Origin of the sequence: Nonomuraea purpurea, from assembly GCF_042650645.1 — a bacterium.
GTDB classification, from domain to species: domain Bacteria; phylum Actinomycetota; class Actinomycetes; order Streptosporangiales; family Streptosporangiaceae; genus Nonomuraea; species Nonomuraea purpurea.
In genome coordinates this window covers 290,766-296,765 of sequence record NZ_JBHSBI010000014.1, presented here as the reverse complement: position 1 = coordinate 296,765, position 6,000 = coordinate 290,766, and the positions used below count along the sequence as shown (strand labels likewise).

The 6,000-nt window shown below is 65.8% G+C and carries 9 protein-coding genes; 6 read left to right on the top strand and 3 right to left on the bottom strand.

All coding sequences use genetic code 11. The annotated features are described in order from the left end of the window. Nucleotides 1–211 precede the first annotated feature (211 nt). Complete coding sequence (locus tag ACFOY2_RS28040) at nt 212–772, bottom strand: GrpB family protein (RefSeq protein ID WP_379531057.1); 561 nt, start codon at nt 770–772, stop codon at nt 212–214. Between the two features lie 118 nt (nt 773–890). Here ACFOY2_RS28040 and ACFOY2_RS28035 point away from each other — a divergent pair, with 118 nt between their 5' ends. The 3 genes from ACFOY2_RS28035 (at nt 891) to ACFOY2_RS28025 (ending at nt 2,155) form a co-directional block, all read left to right on the top strand. Beyond that, on the top strand, nt 891–1,130 hold the full coding sequence (locus tag ACFOY2_RS28035; RefSeq protein WP_379531056.1) for a hypothetical protein: 240 nt from the start codon (nt 891–893) through the stop codon (nt 1,128–1,130). A 123-nt stretch (nt 1,131–1,253) separates the two neighbouring features. Beyond that, nucleotides 1,254–1,394, top strand: a complete 141-nt coding sequence (locus ACFOY2_RS28030; protein ID WP_379531055.1) for a hypothetical protein — start codon at nt 1,254–1,256, stop codon at nt 1,392–1,394. Continuing rightward, nucleotides 1,394–2,155: a DsbA family protein gene (locus tag ACFOY2_RS28025; protein ID WP_379531054.1), complete on the top strand. Its 762-nt coding sequence runs from the start codon at nt 1,394–1,396 to the stop codon at nt 2,153–2,155. Before ACFOY2_RS28030 ends, ACFOY2_RS28025 begins: the two co-directional genes overlap by 1 nt. A gap of 73 nt (nt 2,156–2,228) precedes the next feature. Here the strand turns inward: ACFOY2_RS28025 and ACFOY2_RS28020 are convergent, their stop codons facing one another. Beyond that, on the bottom strand, nt 2,229–2,636 hold the full coding sequence (locus tag ACFOY2_RS28020) for a four-helix bundle copper-binding protein (RefSeq protein ID WP_379531053.1): 408 nt from the start codon (nt 2,634–2,636) through the stop codon (nt 2,229–2,231). A gap of 239 nt (nt 2,637–2,875) precedes the next feature. On the opposite strand from ACFOY2_RS28020, the gene ACFOY2_RS28015 reads away from it, so the two are divergent. Then, complete coding sequence (locus ACFOY2_RS28015) at nt 2,876–3,409, top strand: SMI1/KNR4 family protein (RefSeq protein WP_379531052.1); 534 nt, start codon at nt 2,876–2,878, stop codon at nt 3,407–3,409. A 55-nt stretch (nt 3,410–3,464) separates the two neighbouring features. Here the strand turns inward: ACFOY2_RS28015 and ACFOY2_RS28010 are convergent, their stop codons facing one another. After that, the gene (locus ACFOY2_RS28010) at nt 3,465–3,920 is read right to left on the bottom strand and encodes an Lrp/AsnC family transcriptional regulator (RefSeq protein ID WP_379531051.1); all 456 of its coding nucleotides are present in this window, start codon (nt 3,918–3,920) and stop codon (nt 3,465–3,467) included. Nucleotides 3,921–4,014: 94 nt separating this feature from the next. Between ACFOY2_RS28010 and ACFOY2_RS28005 the strand changes: the two genes are divergently transcribed. Further along, nucleotides 4,015–4,905: a PhzF family phenazine biosynthesis protein gene (locus ACFOY2_RS28005; RefSeq protein WP_379531050.1), complete on the top strand. Its 891-nt coding sequence runs from the start codon at nt 4,015–4,017 to the stop codon at nt 4,903–4,905. Between the two features lie 17 nt (nt 4,906–4,922). After that, a complete protein-coding gene (locus ACFOY2_RS28000) occupies nt 4,923–5,420 on the top strand; it encodes a nucleoside deaminase (protein WP_379531049.1) in 498 nt (165 codons plus the stop codon). The last annotated feature ends 580 nt before the right edge of the window (nt 5,421–6,000 follow it).

The following is a 6,000-nucleotide window of genomic DNA, read 5'->3' as shown; positions in this document are numbered from 1 at the left end:
CGGCAAGCTCGTCGAGCGGCCGGACGAGACGTCTCCCGAGGGGCGGTCACCCGTCGCTGCTTAAAGACTTTGATCCACAGGTATTGACGATTGCTCCCGCCCGGCGTAACTGACTGCTTTAGGCCCCGGCGCAGAAGCGGATGCGACTCGTATCGCAACCCAGGGTGGTGCTGAGGCGGTCGGCGAGTGTCCTGCAGTGCGTGGTCACTTGTCACCTCGGAATCTCATCGTGTGACGGCACCTGGTTGCTGTCTATCGATGCTCGTTCAGCGTCAGTCAGACCGGCCTCCGCGAGGATGGCCTGCACCATCGCGTTCTTCCCTCGGCCGTAGTCGACGATGTTGGCGGCCTTCCCGGCAACGCGCTTCTTCACCATGGCGTACTGGTCACGAAGTCCCGAGTTGGTTCGCAGGATGTCTCTGACCGAGAGGTGATTGCGGAGCGACAGCGACCCATCAACGATGACGTAGGTGTTGGTCCCGGCGAGTCGTGCGGGTTCCTTGAACGCCCATCGCTGGGGGATCCCCAGCTCGCCCAACGGCGAGAAGCCCAAGCCGATCAGGACGTCCGAAGCGGCCTCGACATCTTGCTCTGCTACCACAATGTCGCAGTCGATGATCGGCTTGGCGGCCAGCCCGGGAACTGACGTGCTACCGACATGTTCGATGGAAATCACAGGTACGCTAGCGGCTTCTAATGCCTTGGCGTACTCCTTGCGCAACGCCTCAAACCGATCCGGCCATGTGGCGTCATAGTCGACTACCGTGATCACGGTTGGAGCCTAATAGGCACAACATGTTTCCGCGACCAGCCCGCCACGATCGTCGCCCCCGGCGCCCGGGTCGCCGTCCTCCGTCCAGGCATCCGAGGTACTCATCGCCTATCCCGGCATGGCCATGATGAACGCCAACGAACTGCCAGCTGTGATGACCGGCGGCGTCAACGCCTTCGCCGACCAGGTCGTCGTCCTGCGCGACGGCCGCGTCGCCGGGCACGGCCCGCCCCTGGAGGTGCTGACCCCCATCTTCATCGAAGAGGTCTTCGGCGTGCGTGCACACGTCGGGCCTCACCCCATCACCGGACGCCCGCATATCGCCGTGGCCTCCCCAAACCCGTGGAGCAGGTCGTGATCATCTCCTCACAAGCAACCCACCATTCACATCAGCGCCTGGCCGTGGGCGCACGGGCTGCGAATCGACTGCGGCTGCTTCGGCGGAGGGGGCCGACTCGGGGTGGGGCAGGAGCCGACATACTTGCTCGACATCCTGCGCGACTTCGGTCTCGTGCTGCTCGGCGCCTGGACCGCGCGTTTCCCGTCGGGCCGCTTCGCGCTCGACGGTGCCCTCGGACTTGGGGCCGCCACTGATGATGACGATGAAGAGGAGGACGAGTGATGAGCAAGGGCAAGCGAGCGCCCCAGCCCAGGCGCGAGAAGATCAAGGAGCAGCAGGCCATCGCCCACGCGCGCGAGAAGCGCCGGCGCCTGGTGACGTACCTCACCGCAGGGGTAGTCGCCGTGGCAGCAGTTGGGGCCGGTTGGTGGTACAACGCCAGCACGTCCAGATCGGAGGAGGCCACGGGTGCGCTCGCGCCGATCACCGTGCAGCCCGACGGCAGCGTCGTCATGGCCAAGAGCGGTGTCACCGCGCCGGTGGTCGACATCTACGAGGACTTCCAGTGCCCGGCCTGCAAGGAGGCCGGGCGGGTCAGCGGGCAGACATTCAAGAACCTCGCCGCCGAGGGCAGGGCCAAGGTCGTCTACCACCCCATCACGATCTTCTCCCAGGAGCCGACCCGGTCCAACTCCGTGCGCGCGGGCAACGCCGCCCGATGCATCGCGGACGGCAAGCAGTGGATGGCCTTCTACGACCTGCTCTTCAAGAACCAGCCCGGCGAGACCGTCGAAGGCTTCACCACCGACCTGCTCGTGCGATTGGGCAAGGAGGTCGGGGTGACCGCGCCGGACTTCGAGCAGTGCGTCACCTCTCAGAAGAACGCGCAGGCGCACCTGGCGTACAGCCAGAAAATCCGTGACGAGCAGAAGCTGTCCCACACGCCCACAGTGAAACTGAACGGTACAGAAATAGACAACGGGACCGTGTTCCGCCCTCCGCTGCTACGCGATGAGGTTACGCAGGCTGCGGGACGAGGTTGATCCAGCAGGAAGTGAGACCGGGCCAGCCGCAACGCGACTGGCCCGGACCCGCGGTGCGGGAGGAACGGGATCGTCAGCCGCGCAACGCCTGCAGGGCTCGGCGGCAGGCATCGGCTGCGCGTTCTGTCGCTTCGGCGCACAAGTTGCAATGCGCGTGGGCTGCGGCGTTCCGGCTGCATGCCTCGTGGCTACGCCGGCAGGCCATCAGGCACACTTCGAGCTGAGCGGCGACCAACGCGCTGTCCTCGCGGGTCGCCCGGGTGAGCAGCCGGCGGGTGGCCAACGCGACGTCCCCGCAGTCCATGTCGCACAGCACCGACGAGCGCATCCCGTCGACGTCGTGTGCGCCCAGCATGCCGGCCACGCACGCGGTGACGGCTTGCTCGCATTCGGAGAGAGCGTCCACGACGGACGCGAGGGTTTGGGTATCGAGAGCGGCGTGTACCGCGAGGCTGTCGAACAGCTCACGGGTAGAAGGCATGATGCCCTCCAATCGGATATATGGCGACGTTGTTCCGTCCGCCCGCACCGTAAGTGGTCGCGCGTGCGTCCGACGTATCCAGCTTGATCAGAACAGAGTCCTCATGGACCCGTCTCGGCACCTGCCCACAGGAACTATGGGCAGTCATGCTCTCCCAAGGGGCGGCTTCATGACCTGCCTCCAGGACCGATCTACGCTCACCGCACCAGTGATCGTCTAATCTTCCTGGGGTGGCGAACGTGTCTGACGATCTCGCATTGCCCACTGCCCTGGCCGAGGTGGCCGAGGCCGGCTTCGAGTGGGAGTGGGACGAGGAAACCGACGAGGCCCGCGGCTGTGACTTCGAGCCATACGACCAGTTCGAGGAGTCCGACCGGACGGCGTGGTGGTTCCGCCTGTGGACCGGCAACCAAGAGGTCGACGGCAGCGAGTTCCGCTTCTTCGGCACGACCGGGGCGGGTGACTACACCGGCTTCTGGCTGGTACGTCCCAATGCGGCGATCAGCGACCAGCCCGTCGTCTACATCGGTTCCGAAGGTGAGCACGGCGTGATCGCCCGCGATCTCGGCGACCTCCTCTGGCTGTTCGCCGCCGGATTGGGCCCTGCCGAGGCTTTCAAGGACCCCGACTCCCCTGCACAGCCGAACGAGACCTTCACCACCATCGCCGAGCGACACGCACCCGGCCGCCGCCGTTCGCCTACCCAGATCGTGACCGCCGCACGAGCAGAGTTCCCGCATTTCCCGGATCTCATCGACGCGTTGTGCCGCTGAGCGGGTTCGACGTGGCCGCAATGCCGACGAGAGCTTCGCGAGTGGGAAGCGTCCGTCAGAGAGGGATGGGGCGGTCGACGACCATCTCGTAGACCAGGTCGGTGGTGATGGAGCCGACGCGGGAGAGTTCGGAGGTGATCTGCTCGAGGTCACTCATTCCGGTGGCGACGATCTCCATCACGTAGCAAGACTCCCCCGTGACACGCAGGCAGCGCACGATCTGCGGTTGGCTGGCCAGAATGGCAGTGACCTTGTCGTACAGCGAACCGTGGACCTTCATCCGGACGATCGCGCGCAGGGTGTAGCCCAAGGCTTCGGGCTCGACGCGCGCCCGATAGTCCCCGATGACTCCGTGCTCCTCCAATGAGCGCAGCCGGGTCCGCGTGGCCGAGACACTGAGCTGGATGGTCTCGGCGAGCTTGGCCAAGGTCGCGCGGCCGTCGGTCTGGATGGCCACGATCAGGGCACGGTCCACGTCGTCCAGCAGACTGGCGGCTGGTGTGTTGGTCATTCGTGCAGGATCCCGCAGATTCTGCGCCGAAACCACCAGTAGTCAATCGATTTGGCGTGTAACACCCCCATGCGGCCTCCCTAGCGTTGACCTCATGACGACTTGGACACCGTTTTTCTTCGTCGACGTCTTCGCTGAGCGCCCGCTGACCGGTAACCCGCTGGCGCTGATGCCGGACGCGGACGGACTGACTTTGGACCAGATGCGCGACATCGCCCGCGAGTTCAACCAATCCGAGACCACCTTCCTGCTCCAGCCCACCCGACCGGAGGCCGCGTGGCGGCTGCGGTCGTTCACTCCGATCGGCGCCGAAGTCGACGGTGCCGGCCACAACGCACTCGGCGCCTGGCTGTGGCTCGCCGACCAGGGACTGATCGGAGAAGAACCGTCCCAGACACTGATGCAGGAAATCGGCGGGGACGTGCTGCCGGTCGAGATCGTCCGCCAGCACGGGCGAGGTATCCGTGTTGTGATGGAACAGTCCTCACCCGTGTTCGGACCCGTGGTCGAGGACACCCGTCGCCTCGCCGCCGCACTCGGACTCAGGCCCGAAGACCTTTCCATTGATCAGCCGGCGCAGGTCGTATCCACGGGAGTTGCTCACTTGCTCGTCCCGCTGGTCGATCGCCGGGCAGTCGACGGCACCGCCGTCGAGACCCGGGCCTTGGCCGCGATCCTGGCCGAGGTGGACGCCGAAGGCTGCTACGTCTACACCAGCGCCCCTGGGGAGCCCAAGGCGGACGCCTACAGCCGGTTCTTCAATCCCACCGTGGGCATCGTCGAGGATCCGGCCACCGGCACGGCTGCGGGTCCGCTCGCCGCGCTGCTCGCTCGTACACAACGGGTCGATGGGGGTCTGGTCGTCATTGAGCAAGGCCATAGGCTCGGGCGCCCCAGCCGGATCCAGGTCGAGGTCGACGGCGACCGCGTACGGATCTCCGGGTCCGGGATCATCACAGGTCGCGGAGAACTCAGGCTCGCATGAAACTCGGGAGGACCACGATGACCGTCGAGAACCTCACATCCACTGACCTGACGCATCTGCGCCGCTGCATCACGCTCGCCACCGAGGCCCTCGATGCGGGCGACGACCCGTTCGGATCCGTGCTCACGAACGCCGACGGAGCCGTCTTGGCCGAGGACCGCAACCGTGAGACCACCACCAATGACCCCACCGCCCACCCCGAGATCACCCTGTCCCGGTGGGCGGCAGCGAACCTCACACCACGGCAACGATCAACCGCCACGGTGTACACGTCGGGCGAGCACTGCCCGATGTGCTCGGCGGCTCATGCCTGGGTCGGGCTGGGCCGGATCGTCTACATCCACTCCGCCGCACAACTCGTCGAGTGGCGCACAGCGCTCGGCCGCCCCGCCTCACCCGTGCGAAGCCTGCCGATCACTGAGATTGCACCCGACATCCCTGCCATAGGGCCGGTGCCACCCCTCGACAAGGAGATGCGGGACCTGCACACCCGGGCAGCCAGACGTCCCGGCTGAGGCATACGGCACCAACTGAAAAAGGTCGCCTACTTTCCAGCTCATGGTCCGGGGGGTCTTTCCGGCGAGCAGGGCACAGAGCAGGGCCGTAAGCATGAAGCCGACGACCACGGGGACCCCAATCAGCATGCCGAATGCAAGGGTCTCGTTGGACACCCAGGAGTCATACTCCGGCTGGAGCGCGACGACCGCCAGCATGACGAAGGGGGCCACCAGACCAACGGCCGGCCAGTAGGGCAGGCGGGCCAACCACGCAGCCACCATGCTGAGCGGGAAAGGCGCCAGCGCAAACGCCATTGCCAGCTTTAGCTCGGAATCCGAGTTGGTGGTCGGCCAGGCGAGCAGGAGCAGCAGTAAGACCGCCACTGCGGACCCGGCCAAGGCCGACCTCAATAAGAGACGCACAGCGTGATTGTCGCAAATCAGGTGGCGGACAGGTCGCGAGTGCCCTCGCCACAGCGGATTCTCTACCTGCTGCGACAACATACCCGGCCACATCCCCGTGCGGACGCACACGCCTCCCACCTGATCATCCCGTCTGCCGTCGTCCCGCCCAAAGGGAAGCAGGCCGGGGACAAGG

Excerpts from the sequence above, each read along its gene's own strand:
- ACFOY2_RS28010 (WP_379531051.1), bottom strand. The coding sequence starts at position 3,920 with ATGACCAACACACCAGCCGCCAGTCTGCTGGACGACGTGGACCGTGCC.
- ACFOY2_RS28020 (WP_379531053.1), bottom strand. The coding sequence starts at position 2,636 with ATGCCTTCTACCCGTGAGCTGTTCGACAGCCTCGCGGTACACGCCGCT.
- ACFOY2_RS28005 (WP_379531050.1), top strand. The coding sequence starts at position 4,015 with ATGACGACTTGGACACCGTTTTTCTTCGTCGACGTCTTCGCTGAGCGC.
- ACFOY2_RS28035 (WP_379531056.1), top strand. The coding sequence starts at position 891 with ATGGCCATGATGAACGCCAACGAACTGCCAGCTGTGATGACCGGCGGC.
- ACFOY2_RS28025 (WP_379531054.1), top strand. The coding sequence starts at position 1,394 with ATGAGCAAGGGCAAGCGAGCGCCCCAGCCCAGGCGCGAGAAGATCAAG.
- ACFOY2_RS28000 (WP_379531049.1), top strand. The coding sequence starts at position 4,923 with ATGACCGTCGAGAACCTCACATCCACTGACCTGACGCATCTGCGCCGC.